This window comes from Streptomyces sp. NBC_00457 (assembly GCF_036014015.1).
Lineage (GTDB): Bacteria > Actinomycetota > Actinomycetes > Streptomycetales > Streptomycetaceae > Streptomyces.
In genome coordinates this window covers 5,620,848-5,643,635 of the sequence record NZ_CP107905.1, presented here as the reverse complement: position 1 = coordinate 5,643,635, position 22,788 = coordinate 5,620,848, and the positions used below count along the sequence as shown (strand labels likewise).

At 70.3% G+C, this 22,788-nt stretch carries 22 protein-coding genes, 1 tRNA gene and 1 pseudogene; 12 read left to right on the top strand and 12 right to left on the bottom strand.

Annotation, left to right across the window (positions count from 1 at the left end; translation table 11 throughout):
* Positions 1 to 84: 84 nt before the first annotated feature.
* Positions 85 to 408, bottom strand: a complete 324-nt coding sequence (locus OG828_RS25660) for a hypothetical protein (RefSeq protein ID WP_328502436.1) — start codon at positions 406 to 408, stop codon at positions 85 to 87.
* A gap of 366 nt (positions 409 to 774) precedes the next feature.
* On the opposite strand from OG828_RS25660, the gene OG828_RS25655 reads away from it, so the two are divergent.
* The 3 genes from OG828_RS25655 to OG828_RS25645 all read left to right on the top strand — a co-directional run bounded on the left by OG828_RS25655 (position 775) and on the right by OG828_RS25645 (position 3,594).
* On the top strand, positions 775 to 1,641 hold the full coding sequence (locus tag OG828_RS25655; RefSeq protein ID WP_328502435.1) for a bifunctional DNA primase/polymerase: 867 nt from the start codon (positions 775 to 777) through the stop codon (positions 1,639 to 1,641).
* Between the two features lie 238 nt (positions 1,642 to 1,879).
* Complete coding sequence (locus tag OG828_RS25650) at positions 1,880 to 2,548, top strand: RNA polymerase sigma factor (protein ID WP_328502434.1); 669 nt, start codon at positions 1,880 to 1,882, stop codon at positions 2,546 to 2,548.
* Positions 2,545 to 3,594 carry a CU044_5270 family protein gene (locus tag OG828_RS25645; RefSeq protein WP_328502433.1) on the top strand — a complete coding sequence of 350 codons (1,050 nt, stop codon included), beginning with the start codon at positions 2,545 to 2,547 and terminating at the stop codon, positions 3,592 to 3,594. The genes OG828_RS25650 and OG828_RS25645 overlap by 4 nt, the downstream gene beginning before the upstream one ends.
* A gap of 288 nt (positions 3,595 to 3,882) precedes the next feature.
* Here OG828_RS25645 and OG828_RS25640 read toward each other — a convergent pair whose 3' ends face one another.
* Together OG828_RS25640 and OG828_RS25635 are read right to left on the bottom strand one after the other, a co-directional pair.
* Entirely contained in the window at positions 3,883 to 4,341 is a 459-nt protein-coding gene (locus tag OG828_RS25640; RefSeq protein ID WP_443062434.1) for a hypothetical protein, read from the bottom strand.
* A 173-nt stretch (positions 4,342 to 4,514) separates the two neighbouring features.
* On the bottom strand, positions 4,515 to 5,069 hold the full coding sequence (locus OG828_RS25635) for a GNAT family N-acetyltransferase (RefSeq protein WP_328502431.1): 555 nt from the start codon (positions 5,067 to 5,069) through the stop codon (positions 4,515 to 4,517).
* 373 nt (positions 5,070 to 5,442) lie between these two features.
* Between OG828_RS25635 and OG828_RS25630 the strand changes: the two genes are divergently transcribed.
* Positions 5,443 to 5,619, top strand: coding sequence for a hypothetical protein (locus tag OG828_RS25630; protein ID WP_328361303.1), 177 nt, complete (start codon positions 5,443 to 5,445; stop codon positions 5,617 to 5,619).
* A 136-nt stretch (positions 5,620 to 5,755) separates the two neighbouring features.
* On the opposite strand, the gene OG828_RS25625 is transcribed toward OG828_RS25630, so the two are convergent.
* The 4 genes from OG828_RS25625 to OG828_RS25610 all read right to left on the bottom strand — a co-directional run bounded on the left by OG828_RS25625 (position 5,756) and on the right by OG828_RS25610 (position 8,474).
* Complete coding sequence (locus tag OG828_RS25625) at positions 5,756 to 6,097, bottom strand: hypothetical protein (protein WP_328439786.1); 342 nt, start codon at positions 6,095 to 6,097, stop codon at positions 5,756 to 5,758.
* 219 nt (positions 6,098 to 6,316) lie between these two features.
* A complete protein-coding gene (locus OG828_RS25620) occupies positions 6,317 to 6,619 on the bottom strand; it encodes a hypothetical protein (RefSeq protein WP_328439784.1) in 303 nt (100 codons plus the stop codon).
* A gap of 232 nt (positions 6,620 to 6,851) precedes the next feature.
* A tRNA-Ser gene (locus tag OG828_RS25615) sits at positions 6,852 to 6,938 on the bottom strand.
* Between the two features lie 63 nt (positions 6,939 to 7,001).
* Entirely contained in the window at positions 7,002 to 8,474 is a 1,473-nt protein-coding gene (locus tag OG828_RS25610) for a S1C family serine protease (RefSeq protein WP_328502430.1), read from the bottom strand.
* Between the two features lie 294 nt (positions 8,475 to 8,768).
* Between OG828_RS25610 and OG828_RS25605 the strand changes: the two genes are divergently transcribed.
* From OG828_RS25605 to OG828_RS25595, 3 genes are all read left to right on the top strand, one after another.
* A complete protein-coding gene (locus tag OG828_RS25605; protein WP_328502429.1) occupies positions 8,769 to 9,596 on the top strand; it encodes a glycerophosphodiester phosphodiesterase in 828 nt (275 codons plus the stop codon).
* Between the two features lie 129 nt (positions 9,597 to 9,725).
* Entirely contained in the window at positions 9,726 to 10,364 is a 639-nt protein-coding gene (locus OG828_RS25600) for an ATP-binding protein (protein WP_328361288.1), read from the top strand.
* A 110-nt stretch (positions 10,365 to 10,474) separates the two neighbouring features.
* Positions 10,475 to 11,440, top strand: coding sequence for a DUF5926 family protein (locus OG828_RS25595; RefSeq protein ID WP_328502428.1), 966 nt, complete (start codon positions 10,475 to 10,477; stop codon positions 11,438 to 11,440).
* A gap of 267 nt (positions 11,441 to 11,707) precedes the next feature.
* Here OG828_RS25595 and OG828_RS25590 read toward each other — a convergent pair whose 3' ends face one another.
* Complete coding sequence (locus tag OG828_RS25590) at positions 11,708 to 12,241, bottom strand: hypothetical protein (RefSeq protein ID WP_328502427.1); 534 nt, start codon at positions 12,239 to 12,241, stop codon at positions 11,708 to 11,710.
* 56 nt (positions 12,242 to 12,297) lie between these two features.
* Positions 12,298 to 12,963, bottom strand: a complete 666-nt coding sequence (locus OG828_RS25585) for a bifunctional DNA primase/polymerase (protein ID WP_328439780.1) — start codon at positions 12,961 to 12,963, stop codon at positions 12,298 to 12,300.
* A 490-nt stretch (positions 12,964 to 13,453) separates the two neighbouring features.
* On the opposite strand from OG828_RS25585, the gene OG828_RS25580 reads away from it, so the two are divergent.
* The 4 genes and pseudogenes from OG828_RS25580 to OG828_RS25565 all read left to right on the top strand — a co-directional run bounded on the left by OG828_RS25580 (position 13,454) and on the right by OG828_RS25565 (position 19,228).
* Entirely contained in the window at positions 13,454 to 14,974 is a 1,521-nt protein-coding gene (locus OG828_RS25580; protein ID WP_328361277.1) for a PP2C family protein-serine/threonine phosphatase, read from the top strand.
* Positions 14,975 to 15,056: 82 nt separating this feature from the next.
* Positions 15,057 to 16,529, top strand: coding sequence for an aminopeptidase P family protein (locus tag OG828_RS25575; protein WP_328502426.1), 1,473 nt, complete (start codon positions 15,057 to 15,059; stop codon positions 16,527 to 16,529).
* Between the two features lie 21 nt (positions 16,530 to 16,550).
* A pseudogene (gene pdxR / locus OG828_RS25570) lies at positions 16,551 to 17,929 on the top strand (MocR-like pyridoxine biosynthesis transcription factor PdxR).
* 69 nt (positions 17,930 to 17,998) lie between these two features.
* Complete coding sequence (locus OG828_RS25565) at positions 17,999 to 19,228, top strand: MFS transporter (RefSeq protein ID WP_328502425.1); 1,230 nt, start codon at positions 17,999 to 18,001, stop codon at positions 19,226 to 19,228.
* Here OG828_RS25565 and OG828_RS25560 read toward each other — a convergent pair.
* The 3 genes from OG828_RS25560 to OG828_RS25550 all read right to left on the bottom strand — a co-directional run bounded on the left by OG828_RS25560 (position 19,200) and on the right by OG828_RS25550 (position 21,617).
* Positions 19,200 to 20,036: a triphosphoribosyl-dephospho-CoA synthase gene (locus tag OG828_RS25560; RefSeq protein WP_328502424.1), complete on the bottom strand. Its 837-nt coding sequence runs from the start codon at positions 20,034 to 20,036 to the stop codon at positions 19,200 to 19,202. The genes OG828_RS25565 and OG828_RS25560 overlap by 29 nt on opposite strands.
* Before the next feature lie 8 nt (positions 20,037 to 20,044).
* Positions 20,045 to 20,974: an intradiol ring-cleavage dioxygenase gene (locus OG828_RS25555; protein WP_328502423.1), complete on the bottom strand. Its 930-nt coding sequence runs from the start codon at positions 20,972 to 20,974 to the stop codon at positions 20,045 to 20,047.
* An 82-nt stretch (positions 20,975 to 21,056) separates the two neighbouring features.
* Positions 21,057 to 21,617 (bottom strand): GNAT family N-acetyltransferase, encoded by a 561-nt coding sequence (locus OG828_RS25550; RefSeq protein WP_328502422.1) that lies wholly within the window; start codon positions 21,615 to 21,617, stop codon positions 21,057 to 21,059.
* Positions 21,618 to 21,792: 175 nt separating this feature from the next.
* Here OG828_RS25550 and OG828_RS25545 point away from each other — a divergent pair, with 175 nt between their 5' ends.
* On the top strand, positions 21,793 to 22,785 hold the full coding sequence (locus OG828_RS25545; protein WP_328502421.1) for an esterase/lipase family protein: 993 nt from the start codon (positions 21,793 to 21,795) through the stop codon (positions 22,783 to 22,785).
* Positions 22,786 to 22,788 lie beyond the last annotated feature (3 nt).

Here is a 22,788-nt window from a genome sequence, read left to right as displayed (position 1 = left end):
CGCCGCGCGGACGTGTGACCACCCCACAGAGCACACCCCACAAGGGAGTTCAGGACCGGCGCCCGAGGGCCGGCCCTCCCGGTCTCACCAGAGGGGCGCGAAGCCGACGGCGACGTTCTCGTTGCCCTGGTTGATGGCCGTGAAGGCGGAGCCGTCGACCTGGGCGGTGTTGCTCTGGTTCGAGGCGCCGTCGCCCACCGCCTGCTGCTGTGTGGTGGACGAGTTGCCGTTGTTGTCGTCGCCGACGCCGCTGCCGATGATGCCGGCGGAGGCATTGGTGGCGGTCGCGTTCGATCCGTCGCCCGCGAGGGCGCCGGTGTCCGCCGTCGCGACGCCGGCGAAGAGAGCCGCGGCGAGCGGAAGGGCGGAAACGGCGGCGATGACGCGGGCGGTACGGATGCTTGCCATGTTGTTCCTCCAGAACAAGGTGCGCATCGGCCGTCGGGCCGAAAGTGCGCGTGGTACGTGAAGTACGGCTTGATCCAAGGCAGTTGGCCATCCGCCTCAGTGCTGTGCACGACGTCGCAAGATCAGAGTTGCCCACCGAATCCCTGGCGAACCACCCCGGAAGCCCCTATTCGCCCTGAAGCGTGATGACAAGTCGATAAACCCCTTTGGTTGCCTTCAGTAACAGGCCCGGGCGGGCCGGACACCTCCACCCCAAGCGCCACAAGGGGTGAAGCGCTCCTGCGTATATCCGGCCAACATGCGGTTCCCGGCGAGTCGCGCTCGACCTCTCTTCCCTTTTTCGAACACCTGTACGAACATGGAGGCATGGCCACCACCGATCGGCAGGCCACGATGCTGGCCCTCGCACACGCCCTGTCAGCCGCGGAGCGCGGACTGGCCGTCATCCCCCTGTCCCGGACGAAACTCCCGGCCCTGCGCTCCCCCCACCGCGACGACCCCACCGCACCCCTCTGCCACGGCGAATGCGGCCGCTTCGGCCATGGGGTGTACGACGCCTCGACCGACCCGGCACGTATCCGCGAACTGTTCGCCGCCGCCCCCTGGGCCACCGGCTACGGCATCGCCTGCGGCCTCCCTCCGCATCACCTGATCGGCATCGACCTGGACACCAAGTCGGGCACCGACTCCTCGGCGGCCCTGCGCGAACTGGCCCTGCGGCATCTGTTCACGATCCCCGCCACCGTCGTCGTCCTGACCCCCAGCGGCGGCCGCCACCTCTGGCTCAGCGGCCCGCCGGACGTCGTCGTCCCCAACTCCGCGGGCCGCCTGGCCCCCGGCATCGACATCCGCGGCGCCGGCGGCTACCTCGTCGGCCCAGGCTCCCGCACCGAGCACGGCGTCTACAGCACCGCCCCCGGCACCGCCCACCTCGCCCCCGCGGCCTGCCCGGCCGCCCTCCTACGCCTCCTGCTCCCACCGCCCCGTACCCAGCACCCCGCACCCCCGTCGACCGGCGGGCACGGCCAGGGCCTCGTCCAGTTCGTCCTCGCTGCCCACGAGGGACAGCGCAACACCCGCCTGTTCTGGGCGGCTTGCCGCGCCTACGAGGACGGCATCGGCCCCGACCTCGTCGAACCGTTCGTCGAGGCAGCCCTCAACACCGGCCTCACCGAACGCGAGGCCCGCGCCACGATCGCGTCGGCGGCGCGCATGACGGGGCACCAACCGTGAGGATGCGCCGGGGCGCGCAACCGTGCGCCCCGGCGGAAGGCGACACTGGGAGGCGCCTGCGCTGAGGCAGTGTCGGCAGGGCGACGGCAGTGTCGGCAGTGCGGTGGCAGTGTCGGCGTGCGTGCGGGCCATGCGTGGAGGCCGTGCGGGCAGGCCATGGGTGCGGGCCATGCGCGCAGGCCGTGCGCCGAACGGCCCCCGGCTGGGCCGCAGTGTGGCGCAGGCCACTGGAACCCCCATGGAACCGCGGAGAGTTACGAGTGTGAGGGAAACGGAACGAGGAGAGTCAGTACGTACGCGCATACGCGCCGGGGACCGTGAGGCCTTCGCCGAGCTGTACGACCAGCACGCGCGCGCGGTGTACAACCATGCCCTGCGGCTGACCGGTGACTGGTCGGAGGCCGAGGAGGCGATGTCGGAGACCTTCCTCGCCGCTTGGCGTACCCGGGAAACCGTGGACCTGGAGGGCGGATCGCTCAAGCCGTGGCTGCTCGGCATCGCCACGCACAAGGCCCGCAACGCCAACCGCGGTCTGCGCCGCCGGCTCGCCTTCCTGGCCCGTAGCCCGGCCCCGCCGCCGGTCGAGGACTTCGCGGACGAGACGGCCGGCCGGATCGACGACGCGCGCCGTCTCGCGGTGGTCCATCGCGCACTGAGCCAACTGCGCCGCCAGGACCGGGAGGTGCTCGCCCTGTGCGTGGCCTCCGGGCTGGACTATCAGCAGGCTGCCCAGGCGCTCGGCGTCCCGGTCGGCACCGTGCGTTCGCGACTGTCCCGCGCCCGCGCGCGGCTTGCCAAGCTGAGTTCCGGCCCACCCGACGACGGGGCGGAACTGCCCGACCGTCGCGGAGAGGTAGAGGGTGAGGCCGCGTTCGCGGCCATGTTTCTGCAGGAGGAAACCCCATGAACGCTGACAAGCCGCCGAGCGCCGGCTCCACCCGGAGCGAGGCCGAGGAGTTGCTGTCGGCCCCTGCCGAATGGGACCTCCCGCCGAGCAGACACCTCCACTTCAAGGACGTTCTGATGCAGCGGATCGACCGCGACAGCTCCCGTTCCACCCAGTCGCCTCCGGCACCGCGTCGCCGATTCCCGCGTACGGCCGTGGTGTTGCCCGTTGCGGCGATGGCACTGGCCGGCGCACTGGTCGTCACACTCTCCGGAGGCGGAAACGGTTCCGCGCCGGCAGCGGGGACCAAGACCGCGGAGGCCGGGCCGAACAAGGCGTCCGTCACACTCGACCGCATCGCCGCCGCGTCCATGGCCACCGACGCGACGCCGGTGAACGACGGCCAGTTCGTGTACGTCGAGAGCCTGGTCCGCGCGAACAAGGGCACCTTCGGAGGACCCGTGCGGCTCGGTGCCGTGCACAAGCGGGAGGCCTGGTTCTCGCAGGACCCCGACCCGGTCAAGATCACCGGGTGGCTCCGCGACTCCGGGAAGGACGCCATCATGCCCGGTCAGACCATTCCCATCGAGTCCCCCAGCGCCTACCCGGTGGGCATCGACCGCCCCACGTACAAGTGGCTGGCCTCGCTGCCCACCGACCCCGACGCCCTGCTCGAACTGCTCTATGCCCAGACCCAGGTGGGCGACGACGAGTCGAAGGAGCAGGCCGTCTTCTTCAAGATCGGCGATCTGCTGAACGAAACGATCATGCCGCCGGAGAATGCCGCCGCGTTCTACAAGGCGACCGCGAGGATTCCCGGCGTGACCGTCATCCCCGACGTGGTCGACACCGCCGGGCGTCACGGCATCGGCATCACCCGAGAGGACCCGGCCTCCGCGGTGCGCGACGAGTGGATCTTCGACAAGCAGAAGCTCACCTACATCGGCTCGCGTTCGTACATGACCAAGGACAAGGAGAAGGGCACCGAAGCCGAGACCCTGATCGGCACCGGCGCCGTCATGCGCCGCACGGTCGTCGACACGCACCCCACCACGACCGCCGGCTGACCCACACCGCTCCGGCACACACAAAAGGGGTGCCCCTCCTACGAGGGGCACCCCTTCCGCCTGCGTTCCTACGCCGACCTGCGGTGGGTGTGGGATTTGAACCCACGGTCACATCGCTGCGACGACGGTTTTTAAGGACCTTTCGCCGATCGAGGGCGGGGAGGTCTCCGCCGCAGGTCAGGCAGGTACGAGCACCCTGGCGGAGCCGTTGTGATCGTCACCGTGCCCGCTACGTGCCCCAGGACCGCGATCGTGCCCGCTGAGCTAGGAGCCCCATAGGGCTGTCTGTCAGTTCACCAGCGAGGACCGGATGCGCTCGATGGCCCGCAAGACTTCGGCTCGGTTCTTCGCGCTCTTGATCCACGACGGCAGTCTGGCAACGAGCGTCATCTTCCGCTTCCGCCCCGTCGAGTCCCAAGGAGGTCGTTCGCGCAGTGGCGCCTGAACGAACTGCCTTATCAGGTCCAGATGCTCGGGGTTGTAAGCCCACACCCAGCCGTGACGCGTCTCGGCCTGCAACCACAGCGGCAGACCGAAGAACGGATCTACGGCCTCCCCGGTACCCCGGAAGAGGCGAAGACCGCCAGCTGCATAACGGGTCAAACCACAGGCACGGCAGACAAGGTGGCGATGCGTGAACAGCGAGGGACTCGCCTCCCCGGACACGAGTGCTGCCGGGGCAACGTGCGCGATGCCAGTGCACTTCGGGCAGCGCACGAGCACATGATCAACGAAGTCGTACTTCATGTGCCGGGAGTCCCGGAATCGCTGCGGCGAGGGCATGACGGCAGTATGCGGCGTGTCCTGGTCGTATCGGTGGCGGAAGGGACGCGCGCAGTGAAAGCCTTCGACCGACCTCGCTGGTCAGAGGCTTTGTCCGGTTCGGCGGGGGCGAAGTCCGCGCCGAACTCCCCCGCGCCTCAGCCCGACGATGCTGCTCGGGTCTCAAGACGCCAGATCACCGTTACGCCCACCTCGCCGGGAGCGTCCGGGCCATCGGGCTCCCTCACGCGCTCCACCTCGGCGAAACCCAGTCGGCGCGCGACCGCTCCGCTTGCGGAATTGGCCTCATCGTGACGTATCTCGATCCGATCGACGTCCGGAATGCCCTTACCCGCATCCACCAGCGCCGCAGCAGCCATGGTCGCGAAGCCCTTGCCAGTCCGTGCGGGATGGAGCCAGTACCCGATTTCCAGCACCCTGGGTTCGGCCCGGCGATGGAGGCCACAACTGCCGATCACCGCTCCAAGAGCTGTGATCGCGAAGGTGTAGTCCTGGCCGGCCTCCCACTCCTCATTGCTGCGTGCCAAGAAGCCCTCGTACTGCTTTCGATCATGGTTCGCCGCCCAGGGCATCCACGGTCGGAGGTGATCGAGCGACTCAGTGGCCACCTGATACAGAGTCTCAAGGTCGTTCGCGCGCCAGCGGCGAAGCTCGACTTCACCGTGACGGAGGATCTCGGGTGGCTGCTCCATGTGCGGGATGCTGCCTCAGTCCGAACGGCCACGACAACGCATTTAGCCACAGGACGCAGCACGCGTGATCTTTGCCATCGAGGGATGCGTGGTCTGGGGCACTCGCCTCGCGCGACCGCGCTCAAACTCCGGTGGCACGACCTTTCTGATCATCAATCTTCGAGGATAACGATCAAGGTTCGACGGCAGGGGACAGCAGTGGCCAACTGTCACTGCGAACAGGCGAGACTGTGATTCGCAGTGATAGTTGGCCCTCTTCAGCGTGGCTGTCTGTCGGTGGGCGAACACACTCGCGCCTCCTCCGCACCGCGCTCTCGCCCTGGCTGCGGTCGAGGGAGGAGCATGGGAGTTGAGCGAGCAAGGGAGGCCCGCAATGAAGACCGGAGCCTCGGATTACGACCGCTGGCTGTACTCTCACACGCCCTCCCAGGCCGAGGGCGAGCGTGACGAACCGGCTGAGAGCGCGGCCATGGAACAGCACCCGGACGTCCCCAGGACCGAGCCGTCTCAAGCGGAGGGCGAGCGGGTGGACGACACCAGGACCAGCTGACCGTCGATAAGCGATCAATGAACGGCGCGCACGGCACCCGCCCCGGCCCACGTTCCCGGGCGGGGCGGCGTAGTTGCGAGAGGTCCCTGCTCAGGTCCTGAGCGCATACGCAGGAGCCGCTACCCACTGTTGCTGATCACGTATCTGTACGCCGCACACCAGTACACGCCACCAAGCCGCTGCCGTCCTCGGTGAGGAAGAGCATGAAGACCCAGACACCATCGGCAGCCCTGATCTGGCCGAGGCGCACCGGTTGGTCATACTGGCCGAGGGACTGCACGGCGCGTTCCAGGCCTGAGGTCTCGATGCCCCTTCGGCGCGTGTGCCTGAGCCGACGTTCATAGACTCGGGCGAGCGACTCGGCAGAAGCGGCTCCGTCCCAGACAACGTAAGAGGCGTCGCTGCGGAGGGCCGCCAGGGCAGCGAAGTACGTCTCGTCCTCACCGGCCAGCAGGCGTTCGAGCAGTTCTCGCTCCACACGTCACCTCCAGCACGGATGCTGCTGTACAGCAGCCAGGCACAACAACCCCAGCAACCGTCACCGCCCAGCGATGTCCCGCAGCGTCCTCGAAGCGACCCCTATGACCGCCACTGACCGATCCACAGAGAGCTACGGATCAAGAAGGGTTCGGGGCGTGGTGGCAGTGCACCACACCCCGCACCACAAGCGCACCGGCACGAGAGTGGAAGAGCCCTTTCACGAGTGGTGAGAATCGCCCACTGACAAGAGGAGCCCTCGGCTCGTCGCGACGCGGAGCACGTCCTGCAAGGCTTCGGTCAGCTTCCTCGTCAGAGGGCGCAGCTCTCCCAGATCAGCGTCCTCAGCGCCGAGAACTTCCTGTGCCTGATCCAACAGTTCGGCTGCCATCCCGAGTTGGACCGCCTCAACGTTGTCCGCCAAGCGGGACATGTAACCATCGCGGTCGTCGGTGCTGAGATAACAGGGCTTGCCATCCGGCCCCGACCACGGGAGAAGCCGCAACTCACCCTTGTCCGTCATCCCTGTCTCCCCGGCTCGGTGCCCGCCGCCCACTGCGAGATCGTCTACGAGATTCCGATCAACCGTTAGCCAGCCAACTCATGTCGCAGTCATCTCGCGGCTCATCCGTGCCCCTGCCCGTGCCCCATCGCACGGGAAACCACGGGAAGACACGGCCACGAGCGGGCATCGCACAGCACAACGGCCCCCGACCATATGACCTGGTCAGGGGCCGTTCTCACTGCTCATCGTGCGGTGGGTGTGGGATTTGAACCCACGGTCACATCGCTGCGACGACGGTTTTCAAGACCGTTCCCTTAGGCCGCTCGGGCAACCCACCCCGCGCTGCCGTTGATCGGCGGCGCGGGAACAAGGGTAACCGGTTGGCACGCGGGTGTGCGGGTCAGTTGTCTCCGACGCGGGAGCCGAGGGTGAGGTCCACGGTGCGGGTCTGGCCGTCGCGTTCGTAGGTGATCTTGACCTTGTCGCCGGGCTGGTGGGTCCAGATCTCGCCGATGAGGGTCGGGCCGGAGTCGATCACCCGGTCGTCGAGCTTGGTGATGACATCGCCGGGCTTGAGGCCGGCCTTGGCCGCGGGGCCGCCGGCCTCGACGGCTTCGGAGCCGCTGGCACCCTGCTCGGTGATCTTCGCCCCGTCCGTGGTGTCCTCCAGGGAGACGGAGGCACCGATCTTGGCGTAGACCGGCTTGCCGGTCTTGATCAGCTGCTGGGCGACGTACTTGGCCTGGTTGATCGGGATGGCGAAGCCCAGCCCTATCGAGCCGGACTGGCTGGTGCCGCCCAGGCCGCCGTTGCTGGTGGACTGGATCGCGGAGTTGATGCCGATGACGTTGCCCTGGGCGTCCAGCAGCGGGCCGCCGGAGTTGCCCGGGTTGATCGAGGCGTCGGTCTGCAGGGCGCTCATGTAGGACGCGTTGCTGCCGGTGCCGTCGCTGGAGGCCACGGGGCGGTTCTTGGCGCTGATGATGCCTGTCGTCACCGTGTTGGACAGGCCGAAGGGGGCGCCGATGGCGATGGTGGAGTCGCCGACGGCCACCTTGTCGGAGTCGCCCAGGGTCAGGGGCTTCAGGTTCGACGGGGCGTTCTCGAGCTTGATGACCGCGACGTCGTAGCCCGCCGCGTGGCCCACGACCTGGGCGTCGTACTTCTTGCCGTCCGGGAAGGTGGCCGTCAGCTTGCCGCCGTCGACCGCCTCGGCCACCACGTGGTTGTTGGTGACGATGTGGCCCTCTTTGTCGAAGACGAAGCCGGTGCCGGTGCCGCCCTCGCCGCTGGAGGACTCGGCCTGGATGGTGACCGTGCTCGGCAGGGCCTTGTCCGCCACGCCCGCGATGGTGCCCGCGTCGCGCTTGACGGTGCCGCCGCTGTCGGAGGCGGAGACGGTCGTGGAGTCGCCGCTGTCGTTGTTCCTGGCCAGGGTGTAGCCGAGGCCGCCGCCCAGGCCGCCCGCGACCAGGGCGGCGGTCAGGATCGCGGCGACCAGGCCACCGCGCCTGCTACGGGGCTTGGGAGCGGGCGCCGGGAAGCCGGCACCCCAGCCGGAGCCCGCGTCTCCAGAGCCCCCGTCGGCGTACGAGCCGGCTCCCGAGCCACCTGCGTCCCCGTACGACGGAGTGGCCGGCGGCGGGGGCGGCCAGGAGGCGTCCGGTGCGGACCCGCCGCCCTGGCCCGGGGATCCGGCCGACGCGTAGGCGGGCGCGGTGCGGGCCGGTTCATGGTCCGGGGCGCCCGCGGGCACCGACGGTATGGGAGCCGTCGGCGCGGCCGGCCGCGTGGAAGCTGCGGGAGATTCCACCGGCACGGGAGGTGCGGACGGGGCCGGGGGTACCGCAGTGCCCTCGTTCTCGGTGCTCACAGCTTTTCTCCTCGATCCACGGCTGTTCTTCTCGGTCGCACTCGGTCACGCGCGCTCACGCTTGTCGTCGGTCCGGCGCGATTCAGCTGTGCATGTGCTTCTTTTGTCTGCTGACAGCTTTTCCCACGGGCCGTCAGAGCACCATAAGCGGTTGCTGTGGGTGCGGGACCATCCCTTATATAGGACCTTTCGGGCAGGATGGGCGCATCTCGACGCTCCCGCCCGCCACGCGCGCGTGTCCGACGCAGGGGTATCGCCGTCACGCCTACCCCCTCGCGGTGGCACCATGACGCGGTGACCCCTGCACGGCAGCACCGGATTCAAGTCGTCGCCCACCGCGGGGCCTCCGAAGAGGCTCCCGAGCACACCCTGGCCGCGTACAAGAAGGCGATCGAGGACGGTGCGGACGCCCTCGAGTGCGATGTACGGCTGACCGCCGACGGCCATCTCGTCTGTGTCCACGACCGCCGCGTCAACCGCACCTCCAACGGCCGCGGAGCGGTCTCCGCACTGGAGCTCGCCGAGCTGGCGGCCCTGGACTTCGGCTCCTGGAAGCACCGGAACTCCTTGCGGATGCGGGACGAGGAGCCCGACTGGGAGCATCTGCCCGAGGACCCGGAGGACACCTCCGTCCTGACCCTGGAGCGACTGCTCGAACTCATCGCCGACACCGGCCGCCGGATCGAGCTCGCCGTCGAGACCAAGCACCCCACCCGCTGGGCGGGCCAGGTCGAGGAGCGGCTGCTGCTGCTCCTGAAGCGCTTCGGGCTGGACGCGCCCGCCACGCCGGCGGAGTCCCAGGTGCGGATCATGAGCTTCTCGGCCCGCTCGCTGCACCGCGTCCGAGCCACCTCGCCGACCCTGCCGACGGTCTATCTGATGCAGTTCGTCTCCCCCCGGCTGCGCGACGGACGGCTGCCCGCCGGTGTCCGGATCGCGGGCCCCTCGATCCGGATCGTGCGCAACCATCCGGCCTACGTCGAGCGCCTGAAGCGAGCCGGCCACCAGGTGCACGTCTGGACCGTGAACGAGCCGCAGGACGTGGATCTCTGCGTCGAGCTGGGCATCGACGCCATCATCACCAACCGCCCGGGCGAGGTGCTGCGCCGACTCGGTCGGTGAACCATGAAACCAAGCTTGACCCCCACAGCCCGCGTACAGCATCCTCCGATCTCGGCCACACCGGCGAAATCAAGCCACATCGTCACAGGGAGTGCACCGGCGCGTTCGATGCGTATTCGATCGTTGCGAATGCGTCAGCGAACGTTCTCTGGCCGGTTTCCGGTTCAGGCCAATGGGGCATCCACACCGTGGCGTGGGGCAAAGGAGGTCTCGGGGGTGGCGTTGGTGGTGGCACAGGAGGTGCCCACGTCGTCGAGCATGGCCGTACCCCATGGCCCTGCGGGCGTGGGGAAAGCGAGACACCGTATGCGCGCTCAGCTGCGCACGGGTGGTGTGGCGGAATCGGTCATCGACGATGCCGTATTGATTCTTTCCGAACTCTTGAGCAACGCGTGCAAACACGGTCGGCCGCTGGGTGACGCCCTGGCCGGGGACGGCGACGTCCGGGCCGCGTGGCGGGTGGACCGGCGCGGCAGACTCACGGTCGAGGTGACGGACGGCGGTGGACCCACCCGCCCGGCTCCGGCCACGCCCTCGGTCACCGCACACGGTGGCCGCGGGCTGAACATCATCACCGCACTGGCCGACGACTGGGGCGTCCGGGACGACGCCCGCGGCGAGGTCACGGTGTGGGTCGTGGTCCACGACGACGTGCACGACCCCGATGCCGGTCGCCGACGCGACGACTTCGCTACGCGTGTCGCCGCTCCGCGGGTGTCCGCGATGGCCGACCTGGACTTCGGACACGCCTTCGACGACCTGGACTGAAGCCCCCGTCGCACCGGGTCGGCCACGTTGTCCACAGGGTTCCCGTCGGCCGTGGTGTGAACGGCTAGGCTCCCGCCGTACGACACGAGCCGTAACCGGGAGACACCACGATGGCCAAGAAGCGACCCCAGACGAAGGCCCCGCGGCCGCAGCTCACAGATGCTGAGATCCCGGTCGTCGGTGCCCGTGAACCCTGCCCCTGCGGCAGCGGCCGCCGCTACAAGGCGTGCCACGGCCGGGCCGCCGCGCACGCGGTGACCGAACTGGTGCAGCGCCCGTTCGAGGGCCTGCCGGGCGAGTGCGACTGGGTGGCTCTGCGTGAGCTGGTCCCGGCCGCGACCGTGGAGCTGACGCTCAAGGACGGTCTGCCCGAGGACGTTCCGTCGGTCACGCTCGCCACGGTCCTGCCGATGGCCTGGCCCGCCCTGCGCCGCGACGACGGCTCCGTCCTGCTCGGCCTGCAGAACGACACGGCGTCCGGCGACATCAGCCGCGACCTCGCCGACACCCTCCAGCACGCCCTCACCGCCAAGCCGGGCACGCCCGTGCAGGGGCGCCGGGCGCCCAGCGACGGTCCGCGGCTGCAGGATCTGCTCGCCCCGGAAGGTCCGTTCGAGCCAGTGGTGCACTCGGGCTTCGAGTTCTGGGTCTCGGACGCGGACAACGCCGCTCCGGAGGTGGCCGCCTCCCTGGAGCGGGCCAACGCGGCGGCCATCCCGACCGTGAAGCTGACCGGCGTGGATGCCGCGTACTGGTGCGAGACGCCGGAGAAGAACCATTTGCGGTGGGTCATGCCGCACCCGGAGGAGCAGCTTCTGGACGCTCTCGCGCGGCTGCACGCGGCCGGGAGGTCGAGCCTCGGGGAAGGCACCCGGCTGGTGGGCTCCTTCCGTGCTCACGGGCTCACCGTCCCGGTCTGGGACCTGCCGAGCGAGGTCACCGCGCAGGACATCGAGAAGCCGGCCGCCGAGTTCACCGAGCGCCTCGCCACCGCGCTGGCCACGGACGCCCCGCTCACCGCCGACGAACGTCGCGCGCGCGGCGGACTCACCAACCGGCAGGTCACGCTCAGCTGACACACAGCTCCGGCTGACCGGTCGGTCAGCCGGAGCGAGCCTTGCCGGAACGGCCGGCTCCGTCCACAACTCCCCGTTTCGGCAGGCGAGTCGGTGTCCGAATAGCCGAGCAAAACGAGAGATCGAATTTGCGAACAGCCGATCTCTTGTTACCGTTCCAATAGCCCGGTTGCTGGTGCATCCCCCGTCGCCAGCAACCGGGTCTTTCCATGCGGCCGCCTCGCCGAGAGTGTGAAGAGGCGCGCGAGGGAGAAGACCCGTAGCGCGTCAACCGCCCGCAGGCGCCCCGGAGTTGCTCCCCGACCGCAGCAGCAGCGGCCCCTCGCCCGCCCGGGACGCGAACTCCGCGACCGCCGTGTAGGCACCCAAGTCGCCCCGCGTCCCCTCCCGCGGCGTCTCACACGTGGCCGGCTCGTCGTCGGCGCCGATCGCGCAGCGCATCTGCATCGTGCGGCCACCGGGCCCCATGAGGCTCAGCACCGAGTCCAGCGCGTCCCCGCTCGCATTGCGGTAGTAGGTGCGCGCCCAGGTGTCCTCACCCTGGGTCATCACACAGGTCTGTGCCTCGATGCCGTCGGGCGAGGTGAGTTCGGGTCCGCAGCGGGCGGCGGTGGCCAGGCCCAGGCCGAGCAGCCCAGGGGCGTCGACGGGTTCGGGGGAGGGCGCTTTGGCGTCCGGCTGACGGGACGGTCGTACGGCCTCGGGGTCCTGGTCGCCCACGGGCCCCGCGGACGCAACAGCCAGTGGCAGCGCGATCGCGCATGCCACCACGCCCGCGAGGGCGATCAGGCGAATATTCATGAAGGGGACGATATCGACCGGATTGGGGCGCTCGGTCCGGTGCGCGCCCGACACCCCTACAACTCGGGCGCGCTCACACCCGTACGAGTGAGGGCCTCGACCACGGCGTCCACCACGGCCTCGACGTCGGGCACCCACGGGGAGGCCGAGCCGGGCAGCGGCGCGCGCTCCCAGCGGGTCTGCCCCTGGCCGGTCTCGGACGGCGGCAGCGCCAGGTAGCCGCCCTCGCCGTGGAAGCGGAGCGAGCCCGGGACGAAGTCCTGGGCGTACAGCAGTTCGCCCAACTGCTCCAGGGAGTACGGCTTCACCAGCAGCGCCCACCGGGTGGGCGAGGCCACGACCGGGCCGAGGCGCATGCCCATGCGGTCGAGGGCGCCCAGCGCGCGGGCGGCCGGCAGGGCGGGCAGCGACACCGCGCACGGAGCCTTGCCGCCGGTGGCCAGGACGATCGGCGCGGCGGGCCGGTTGGTCCACCACCAGCGCACCATGCGGGCGTCGGTGGTGGCCGTGAGGAGGCCGGGGTCGAAGGGGTGTGCGCCGGGAACCGTGCAGTCCGGGTCCGGGCAGGCGCAGCGGGAGCGCCCCTGAGGGTCTGCCGCCACACCCGGGAGTACGGGCCACTGCCATTCCGTCGCGAAGGTCAGGGCCGCGCTGATCATGTCAGGCCCCCCGTCACTGCGCTGGGACAGGAGCCTGCGTCGCCTTCCGAGGATCTCGCGCATGAGCGCTCGTTCCTTTCCGTTGCACCGCTGGCAACACCGTGGACCACTCACACCATGTGTCGATCACTTCACTGTGCGTACCTATTGGCGCATCACACCCCAGCCTCAGGCATGGGGAACCCCTATGGGCCGAGCGTTGCAGCTTCCGCGGCAGCCTCGTCCATACTGCGTCTATCAAAAGCACGGGCGTGGCGTGGGGTGGCGAAGTCTGGCGTTTTGCTGTCGCGCGTGTTTCTCTTCGCCTCCGCCACGGGAGGATGGGGCACGGTCGTCAGTGGCTAAGACGCCCGGGTCCGTCGCCAGGTTCCGGGTGATTCCCAACCACCCCTGGCCTTCACCGAGTACGTACCCATCACGACCGCTGTGACGCTCCGTGGAGCAAGGCCAGTCGACCGCAATAGGCTGTTACCCGAGGCAGTTTTGAGCCAACTTCGCTTTTACGCAAGAGGTCTACTGAAATCCCACGGACACCAGGAATCCCAGCAGGACAATGCTGGACATCCCCTCACGAGTGCGTGTACATGTGGAGACACTGCTAGCGGCGCAGAATGACATGGGGGTTTGCGATGCTATCGAGCAATACGCACCGGTCGGAAAGCCGGACACCATGAACGCCCCTCACGCTCCGAAAGTGGCTGGAATCGATTCAACGGTTCCCTCGCCCGCACACACTGTCGCGCCCGCGCCCGCGGCCTCCGAAAACACAGCCGGCCCAGCCGTCCCCGCCCCGAACGCGCCCGGCGCACTCCTCACGGACCGCCTGGCCGGCTGGGTCTCGGACCTCACGACCCTCCACGAACTCACCGAACGCCTGGCCCGCACAGCCGCACTGGCGGACGCCCTCCAGGAAGTGCTGCGCGCCGGAGCCGCCCTCGTGGGCGCCCGGCGCGGTCTCGTCGCGCTGGAGCCCGGCGACGGGCTGGGACCGGACACGACCATCGGCCTCGGCCTGGCGCGAGCCGATCTCGGCCACATCGAGACCGTGCCGCGCGGTGCGATGCCCTTCGGCCGGATCCTCGACGGCCTGCCCGGCGCCGAGGACGGCATCGTCCAGCCCGATCTGTTCGCCGAGGACGGCCTCGACCCCCGACACCGCGAGGTCGCCGCGCGCCTCGGCTACGCCGCCAGCTACACGCTCCCCCTGTCCACGCCCGCCGCCGGCCGCCTCGGTGCCGCCGTATGGCTCTACGACGAGCCCGCCGAGCCGGTCGAACGTCAGCGCCACCTCGTCGGTCTGTACGTCCGTTACGCCACCGAGCACCTGGCCCGGCTGCTCGAAGTCGAGCGCACGCGCGCGTGCATGGCGACGATGGCCGAGGAGCTGCTCCCCTCACGGCTGCCGCGGGTGGCCGGCATGCAGCTCGCCGTCCGGCACCGCACCGGCCCGCGCGGGGGCGGCGACTGGTACGACGCGCTGCCGCTGCCGGACGCCGCGCTCGGCCTGGCCGTGGGCTCGGTGACCGGCTCCGGACCCAGCGCCGTCGCCGCGATGGGGCGGCTGCGGGCGTCCCTGCGGGCGTACGCCGTGATGGAGGGCGAGGACCCCGTCGCCGTCCTGTCCGACCTGGAGCTGCTCCTGAGGCTGACCGAACCGGCCCGGTCCGCCACCGCGCTGTTCGCCTACTGCGAGCCGGCGCTGCGCAAGATCACGCTGGCCGGCGCGGGACACACCCCGCCGCTGCTGATCGGTGAGCGGCGCACGGAGTTCGTGGAGACGTCCGTGTCCGCGCCGCTGGGGATGCTCGCCTGTTGGGAGGCGCCCAGCGTGGAACTGGAGGTGGGAGCCGGGGAGACGGTGCTGCTGTACACCGACGGGCTGCTGCACCGCACCGGCGACCCCACCGACCGCTCCTTCGCCCGGCTGCACGCCGCGGCGGCCGGCGTACCCCGGAGCCTGCGCCGGGACCCGGACGCGATCGCCGACCACATCCTGCGGACCGTACTGCCGGACGGGCGGGACGAAACGGACTCCGCGGAGGACGTCGTACTACTGGCCGCTCGCTTCGAGTAGCAGCCGGTAACAGGTCTTCCGGCCCTGGGCCCCCTTCCTCGCGACCGTACGATGGACGGGGTCCAGTGCCGTATCTAGGAGGATGACCGTGGCCGACGAGCTCACACCGGAGACCCCGGACGAGACCGAGAAGCCGATCAAGAAGCGGAAGAACGGCCTGTACCCGGGCGTGTCCGACGAGTTGGCCGAGAACATGAAGTCCGGCTGGGCCGACACGGAGCTGCGCGACCTGGAGCCGATCGCCCAGGCCGCCGAGACCGCCGCGCGGCGTGCCGCCCTGTCGGCGCGTTTCCCGGGCGAGCGGCTGGTGATCCCCGCGGGCAACCTGAAGACCCGCTCGAACGACACGGAGTACCCCTTCCGCGCGTCGGTCGAGTACGCGTACCTCACCGGCAACCAGACAGAAGACGGGGTGCTCGTCCTGGAGCCGGCCGGCGACGGTCACAAGGCGACGCTCTACCTCCTGCCGCGCTCCGACCGCGAGAACGGCGAGTTCTGGCTCTCCGGCCAGGGCGAGCTGTGGGTCGGCCGCCGGCACTCGCTGAGCGAGGCGGAGAAGCTGTACGGCATCCCGGCCGCGGACGTACGCGGGCTGGCGGACGCGCTCGCGGAGGCCACGGGTCCGGTCCGGGTCGTACGGGGCTACGACGCCGGCATCGAGGCCGCGCTCACCGACAAGGTCACCGCCGAGCGGGACGAGGAGCTGCGGGTCTTCCTGTCCGAGGCGCGGCTGGTCAAGGACGCGTTCGAGATCGGCGAGCTGCAGAAGGCCGTCGACTCGACCGTGCGTGGCTTCGAGGACGTGGTGAGGGTCCTCGACAAGGCCGAGGCGACCTCCGAGCGGTACATCGAGGGCACGTTCTTCCTCCGCGCGCGCATCGAGGGCAACGACATCGGCTACGGCTCCATCTGCGCGGCCGGACCGCACGCCTGCACGCTGCACTGGGTGCGCAATGACGGACCCGTGCGCTCCGGTGAGCTGCTGCTGCTGGACGCGGGCGTCGAGACGCACACCCTGTACACCGCCGACGTCACGCGGACACTGCCGATCAACGGGCGGTTCAGCGAGATCCAGAAGAAGATCTACGACGCCGTGTACGAGGCTCAGGAGGCCGGGATCGCGGCGGTGAAGCCGGGTGCGAAGTACCGGGACTTCCATGACGCCGCGCAGCGGGTGCTGACCGAGAAGCTGGTCGAGTGGGGGCTCGTCGAGGGGCCCGTGGAGCGGGTGCTGGAGCTGGGGCTGCAGCGACGGTGGACGCTGCATGGCACGGGGCACATGCTCGGGCTGGACGTGCATGACTGTGCGGTTGCGCGGACCGAGACGTATGTCGACGGGACGTTGGAGCCGGGGATGTGTCTGACCGTTGAGCCGGGGCTGTACTTCCAGGCCGACGATCTGACGGTGCCGGAGGAGTACCGGGGGATCGGTGTGCGGATCGAGGACGACATTCTGGTGACGGAGAGTGGGAACCGGAATCTGTCGGGTGGGCTTCCTCGGCGGTCTGATGAGGTTGAGGTGTGGATGGCGGGTCTCAAGGGGGACAACGGCTGATCTCCCGACTGCGGGTCGTCGGTGGTTGATCGCGCAGTTCCCCGCGCCCCTGGCGGCGTGGGTGTGGACCTGCACATAGAGGCCGACTCTGCTGAAGGGCGTCGCGCGGGACTTGAACGTGCCCTGCGCGACGCCGTTCGGGATGGGCGGCTTGCTCCCGGGGCCCGGTTGCCCGCTACTCGGCGGCTCGCGGCTGAGTTGGGGGTTTCCGGGGGACCGTGAAAGCCGCTTACGACCAGCTCGTCGCCGAGGGGTATCTCACCGCTCGGCAAGGTGCCGGTACGCAGGTCGCGCCGCTGCCCTCCGCCACCACCGAGCCGCCGGAGGCCGCCGCACGCGCGCGTGCGCCCATGTTCGATCTGCGGCCGGGGAGTCCGGACGTGGGGGCGTTTCCGGCTGCCGCCTGGCTGCGCGCGCTGCGGCGGGCCATCGCCATGGCGCCCTCCGCGGCGTACGACTACGGGGATCCGCGGGGGCGTATCGAACTGCGGACCGCGCTGTCGGGATACCTGGGACGCGCGCGGGGGGTCATCGCGCCGCCGGAGCGGATCGTGATCACCTCCGGGTATGTGCAGGGACTCTCGCTGCTGACGCGTGTGCTGGAGGGCGGCACCTTCGGGATGGAGGATCCCGGGCTGCCCTTTCACCGGGAGGTGGTGCGGCGTGGCGGCGGGCGCGTGGTGCCCGTCCCGGTCGATGAAGGGGGAGCCTGCGTCGAGGGGTTCGGGGATGCGGCCGCCGTGGTCGTCACGCCGGCGCATCAGTATCCGACGGGTGTCACGCTGCGTCCCGAGCGGCGGCGGGCGCTCACCGACTGGGCACGCGCGCGTGGTGGGCTGATCGTCGAGGACGACTACGACGGGGAGTTCCGTTACGACCGGCAGCCCGTCGGTGCCCTTCAAGGGATGGCACCGGCGCAGGTGGTCTATCTGGGCACCGCCTCCAAGACGCTGGGGCCCGCGCTGCGGCTCGGCTGGATGGTGTTGCCGCCGGACCTGGTCGACGCGGTGGCCGACACCAAGCTGCACAGCGACCATCACACCGAGTCCATCGGCCAGTTGGCGCTCGCCGAGCTGATCGACAGCCATGCGTACGACCGTCATGTGCGCGCGTGCCGGTTGCGGTACCGGCGGCGCCGGGACCGGCTCGTGGAACGGCTGGGGGCGCGGCGGCACGTGCGGGGGATCGCGGCCGGGTTGCACGCGCTGGTGGAGGTCGAGGACGAGGCGGCGGCCCTGGAGCGGGCGGAGGCCGCGGGGCTCGCTGTCGGTCATCTGGGCGAGCACTGGCACGCATCCGGCGATGGGCGGCCGCAGGGACTGGTCGTGGGGTACGGGACGCCTCGGGAGCGGGTGTATCCGGAGGCGTTGGAGGTGTTGGGGAAGGTGCTGGACCGCTGAGATTGGGCCACTGAAGGGGCGGTTGATTGGGCCTTCTGAGGGGTCCAGTGCGTTTCTAGTGTCGTCGGCATGCCGAACTCCCTCGTCCCACCCGCAGGCCCGCAGCGTGTCCTGGCCCTGGCTCAGCTGACCAACTCGGTCGGCGACGGCGCCTTCTACGTGACGTCCGCCCTGTACTTCACCCATGTCGTCGGCCTCGACCCCGCGCGCGTGGGACTCGGGCTCACCCTCGCGTGGGGCGTGGGGTCGCTGGCGGGCGTACCGCTGGGGCGGCTCGCGGACCGGCGTGGGCCGCGCGGTACGGCCGTGCTGCTGGCGTTGGCGACGGGGCTCGCGGTGGCGTCGTTCCTTGTCGTACGGGGCTTTGTGCCGTTCGTTGTCGCGGCGTGTGCGTACGCCACCGCGCAGTCCGGGCTCGCGGCGGCCCGGCAGGCGCTGCTGGCCGGGCTGGTGTCCGCCGGGGAGCGGACCGGGCTGCTGGCGCATCTGCAGGCGACGCTCAACGCCGGTCTGGCGGTGGGCGCCGGTCTTGGCGGGCTCGCGCTGCAGGCCGGGACCAGGACGGCGTACCTCGGGGTGTTCGCGTTGGACGCGGCGAGCTTCGTGGTGTGTGCGGGGCTGCTGCTGAGGCTGCCGGCCGTCGCCCACGCGCGCGTGGAGCGTGCCGAGCGGCTCGGTGTCCTGCGTGACCGGCCGTATGCCGTCGTCACGCTGCTCAACACCGTCCTGCTGCTGCGGATGCCCTTGCTCAGCCTCGGGATACCGCTGTGGATCACTGAGCGGACGGATGCTCCGGCCTGGCTGGTGGCAGTGCTGTTCGTGCTCAACACCGGGGCGGTGATGGCCCTTCAGGTACGGACGGCGCGCGGGATCACGGGGCTCGCGACGGCCACGCGCGCGGTGCGGTGGTCGGGCTGGGTGATGCTGGCCGCGTGTGCGGTGTTCGCGCTGTCGGCGGGCGTTTCGTCGTGGGTGGCCGTGACTGTCCTGGTGATCGGCGCGGTACTGCAGGTCGTCGCCGAGATGGGGCAGTCGGCGGGGTCCTGGCAGCTGTCGTTCGACCTCGCGCCGGCCGACCGGGTCGGTGAGTACCAAGGCTTCTTCGGCACCGGCGTGACCGTCGCCCGCACCGCCGGTCCGCTCGTCCTGACGACGCTGCTCGTGGGGTGGGGGACGGCGGGCTGGCTGCTGCTGGGCGCGGCGACGCTGGCGGCGTCGTATGCGATGGGACCGGCGGCCCGGGTGGCCGCCGGCCGGATGCAACGTGACGTCAGGCCGCTGCCGGTACGCGTGCGCTGACCGGCAGCGAGTCCAGGAACAGCGCGCCCGCCAGCAGCCCCGCACTCCCCCGTGGGCTCCACGCGCGCGCGTGCAGGTCGGCGTCGAGGGCGGTCAGGGCTTCGCGGCCCGCCTCCGTCGCCGTACCGCCCGCCTCCAGGACACCGCGGGCGCCGGCCTGGACATGGCGCAGTCCCAGTGGGCCCGCCGTGTACAGCAGTTCGGTGTCCTGGAGGGTGGACATCACGGTGAGCAGGGCGTCGAGCTGGGCTTCGCCCTCCGCGGCGCCGGCCGAGCGGGCCGTGGTGAGCGTGTCCAACGCCCGCCGTACGTGCGGGAATCCGGCGCGGGCCTCGCCACGGGCGCCCGCGGCGCCGTATTTGGCGGACACCGAGGAGCCCCGGGAGGGCCTGCGCGGGGCGCGCTTGTCGGGATGGGCGGCGATGCGCTTGGCGGTCGCGGCCACGTCGCGCGCGCCGGCCCGGGGGTCCAGGGCGGCCGCCGCTACCAGCAGGCCGAGCGCCCACAGGGCACCGCGGTGGCCGCCGCCCGCGAGGCCCACCGAGTGCTCGGTGCAGCGCCCGATCGCGCCCAGTTCGGCACGGAGGCCGGGCGTGGGCTCGCCGGTGCGGCGGGCCGCCGCGGCCATCGCCGCGAGGCCGGGCGCCAGCGCCTTCGCCGACCAGCGCAGGGCACGGTGGTCCTGGCGCGTGGAGCGGGCGCCCAGGTCACGCGGGTCGGGCAGGCCGGGCTTGGGAGCGAGCGCCAGCTGTCCGGTCAGCGCGGTCACGGCGGCCTGCGCCAGCATCTCGTCCTCGCGGCTCGTCATCGTCGTACCTACAAGGCCGTGGACGCCGAAGCCGACGGGGCGTCGCTCGGCGGGGTGCCCGTGGGCGGCGTACCGCCCTCGCCGCTTCCGCCGCTGCCCGCGCCGGTGTTCTCGGCGTCCGGGTCTACGCCGAGGGTGAGGAAGCCCTTGTAGCCCTTGGAGGGGTCGGCCTTCCTGACCGGTTTGAGGGTGAGCAGGCCGCTGGACGCGCCGCCGCCGTCGTACACCATGTCGTTGTCGAGGGTGGTGTAGCTGCCGGAGTGCTGGGCGTAGGGCTCCAGGGTGAAGATCTCCTGGGCGATGTCGTCGTCGAAGAAGAACTGGCCGGTGTAGTTGACCTTGCCGCCCTCATAGGTGCCGTCCTCCTTCTCGCCGCCGGTGTGCACCTTCACGTGGATGTGGCAGGTGCGCGGGGTGTACCAGCCCGGGAAGATCGTCTCAAACTTGACGACCCCGTTGGCATTGGCGATCTGGTAGCCGCGCAGATAAGTCTTGTCGTCGGCCGTCGAGCCGTCCTCGCTCTCGGCGGGGGCCGAGCCGCCGGGGTTGGCGGTGGTATAGCCGGAGTAGTAGCCCCAGGCGTCGCAGTGCCAGATCTCCACGGCCGCGCCGGGGACCGGGGTGCAGCCGTCGGTGGCGTCGACGACGGTGAGGCGCAGGGTCAGCGGGACGCCGCTCTTGCCCTCGGTGATGTCCTTCCGTACCAGGGCACCGTCGAGGTAATAGGGGCCTTCCGTGACGCTCGACATCAGCGTCATGCAGGCGCTGCCGCTGGTGGCGCTCGCCGAGGCGGTCGCGGTCGCTTCGGCGGTCGTCGTCTCGTCGGCGAAGGCCGTCTGGTAGCCGGCGACGGCGAGGCCGCCCGCCGCGACCGTGCCACCGGTCACCGCGAGGGCGCGGCGCCGGGTGATCGTGGTGTTCCTGTGGTTTCCCGTCATGGCCGGGAATCTATGGACGCCGTCCGTCAGGGAGATGGGGCAGCGCTGTGCTCCGGCTGTGAATGCCGAGGAGCCTGAAGCCTCACAGCCGCGGGTCCTCGTCGTGCAGGATCCGCTGGAACATCCGGTGGTCGCGCCACTGGCCGTCGACGTGGAGGTAGCGCGGGGCGGTGCCGATCGGCTCGAACCCGCACTTCTCCAGCACGCGTTGGGACCCCGTGTTGTGCAGCAGGGTGGTGGCCTCGATCCGGTGCAGTCCGACGCGGTCGCGGGCGATGCGGCACACGTGCTGTACGGCGGCGGTCGCCAGGCCCCGTTTCTGGTGGTCGGCGGCGACCCAGTAGCCGAGGTAGGCGCTGCAGAAGGGCCCCAGGGTGATGCCGGTCAGCGTGATCGTCCCGACGATCCGGGCGCCGGATACCAGCACCCAGGGCACGAGTCGGCCCTCGGTGAACTCCCGCATCCGTGCGTCGAGGCGTTCGGCCTGTCCCTCGACGGTAAAGAAGCTCTCAGGGCGGCGCGGCTCCCAGGGGGCGAGGAAGTCCCGGTTCTCGACGTAGGCCGCACAGAGCGCGGACGCGTCGGACGGCGCGGTGAGCCGGAGTGTCACCCCGCCCGGCAGCTCTTCGGTTCCGATCTCCATCCGCCCACCCTATGGACCCTGAAGACCGAGGTGACGGGGCTGGGCAGAGCCGCACGTATGAAAAGCGCTGCTCCAACGGGGGTGGGTGCGGTGCGGGTCGGCCATGGGTCTGACGACCGCTCCTTGATGATCTTGGGCGTCTGCGTGTGACCAGGACTCTGACTAGGAGCAGTAAATGTCACATAGCACCGTCCGGCCCGCCCCGCGCTCCCGTCTGATGACTTGGCTGGCAGCCCTCGGCGCGATCACGGCCCTGCTACTCGGCTCCCCGGCTACGTCGGTCGCCGCCGACACCCCGAAACCGCCCGCGGGGCCGACCGTCTCGGGCCCCGAGGCCCTGATCCGCGGAACCCTCCAGCCGGATGCCTCACCACCAGGGGCGAACGACTGGCAGTGCCGGCCGACCGCCGCTCACCCCCGCCCTGTCGTCCTGCTGCACGCCACCTGGTCGAACGCCAACCTGAACTGGATCACGCTGTCCACCTGGCTGAAGAACGCCGGATACTGCGTCTTCGCGCCGAACTACGGCGGGGAACCGGGCGTTCCATTCAAGGCCACACGCCACATCCCCGACTCCGCCCGCGAGATCGCCCGCTACGTCGACCGGGTGCTGGAGACCACCGGCGCCAAGCAGGTCGACCTGGTCGGCCACTCGCAGGGCGGCGGCGTGCTGCCCCGCTGGTACCTGCGGTTCGAGGGCGGTACGAACCCGGCGGACCCGGCGCACAACAAGGTCCGCCGGCTCATCGGCCTGGCCCCGTCCAACCACGGCGCCACCGCGTCCGGTCTGGGCACCCTCACCACCGAACTCGGTCTCAATCAGACGGTGTCCCTCGTCGCGGGGCAGGCGTACGCGGACCAGATGGTCGGGTCCCAGGTGCACACCACGCTCGACCGGGACGGCGACACACAGCAGGGCGTCGACTACACGGTGATCACCACGCGATACGACGAGGTCGTCACGCCGTACCACCACCAGTTCCTCAAGGCGGGGCCGGGCGCGACCGTACGCAACATCCTTCTCCAAGAGGTCTGTCCCCAGGACCGCTCCGAACACGTGTCGATCGCCTACGACTCCAACGCCCTGCAACTCGTCGGCAACGCCCTCGACCCCGCCCATGCCCAGCCCGTGAGCTGCCGCTTCTCGGCTCCCCTCATCGGCGGCTGACCG